Here is a 1288-nt window from a genome sequence, read left to right as displayed (position 1 = left end):
TGGTATTATCCCCTATAGGTAGACAGTAAAAAAAGAGTCCATCTGATATGATGGACTCAATACTGTTTTATCTGGAGGGGATTTTTTTATGGCAAGAAAAGGACAATCATTTCAAAAATATACAGAAGAACTAAAGCGAGAAGCAGTTCGTCTTCGATTAGAAGAGAGAAAGTCATTGCGAGAAATTCGTGAACAACTCGGTGTGAAGAGCGATGCCCAGATTATTGAGTGGGTAAAACGTGCGCAACAAGGGGAGTCCTTTGATGATCAACGTGGTGTCTGGAATCGAAAGAATTTTAATAGTCTAGAAGAAGAAAATGCTTATTTGAAGGCACAGGTTGAGTATTTAAAAAAGCGCAATCCAAATCTACACGGGAAGGAATGGTCCTAAAGAAAGAACGATTTTCTCTTATCGATTCATTACGCCAAGCCTATCCACTCCGATGGTTGCTTCAAATCGCGGAAGTTTCTAAGGCTGGCTACTATAAATGGCGGAAATATCATAACGTGCAGCGTTTACGTCAGAAAAGGGATATGTGGCATAAAGAACATATTTTATCTATTCATCGTCAGCACCCTTACTATGGGTATAAACGTATGACTCGTGCTTTGGCTCGAGAAGGAATGGTAATGAATCATAAACGTGTTCGTCGTCTTATGAGAGAGCTGGGTATTCAATCTATCATTCGAAAAAAACGTCCGTTTTATGGAAGAAAAACATCTGTGGTATTTAAAAATTATTTGAATCGAGAGTTTCAAGCTGAAAAGCAAAATCAAAAATTCGTAACAGATATTACTTATGTACGAATCGGAGAACAATTTGCCTATTTGTCAGCTGTGTTAGATTTATACAACAATGAAATTGTTGCCTGGAAGCTATCTTCAAGAAATGATTTAGATTTGGTTTTAACTACATTACGTCAATTAGAAGGGAAGTCATTAACTACTAAGCCCCTTTTCCATTCAGATCAAGGGTTTCAATATACATCTAAATCCTACGCAAAACAGTTAGAGAAATTAGGATTTGTCGGTAGTCATTCTAGACGTGGAAACTGTTTTGATAATGCGTGTATCGAATCATTCTTCTCACATTTAAAAACAGAGAAGTTGTATTTAGTGTGCCCAAAAACATATGAAATGGCCTACCGAGCAATTCAAGAATATATTCAATTTTATAATACAGAAAGATTCCAAGAAAAACTTCACGGCCTTTCCCCGATAGAATATCGGGAAAAGGCCGTGGCATAATACTCTTTTTATTTCTGTCTACTTGACAGGGAGATGACCA

At 37.0% G+C, this 1288-nt stretch carries 1 protein-coding gene; it reads left to right on the top strand.

Annotation, left to right across the window (positions count from 1 at the left end; all coding sequences use genetic code 11):
- The first annotated feature begins 88 nt into the window (after positions 1–88).
- A protein-coding gene (locus AB6801_RS31180; RefSeq protein ID WP_097999691.1) for an IS3-like element ISBth8 family transposase occupies positions 89–1248 on the top strand; the annotation gives its coding sequence in 2 pieces (ribosomal slippage) (positions 89–347 and positions 347–1248; 1161 coding nt in all).
- Positions 1249–1288: the final 40 nt, after the last annotated feature.

It is taken from the genome of Bacillus sp. RCC_6_1 (assembly GCF_041360755.1).
GTDB classification, from domain to species: Bacteria; Bacillota; Bacilli; order Bacillales; family Bacillaceae_G; genus Bacillus_A; species Bacillus_A cereus.
This window is presented reverse-complemented; position numbering and strand designations above follow the sequence as displayed.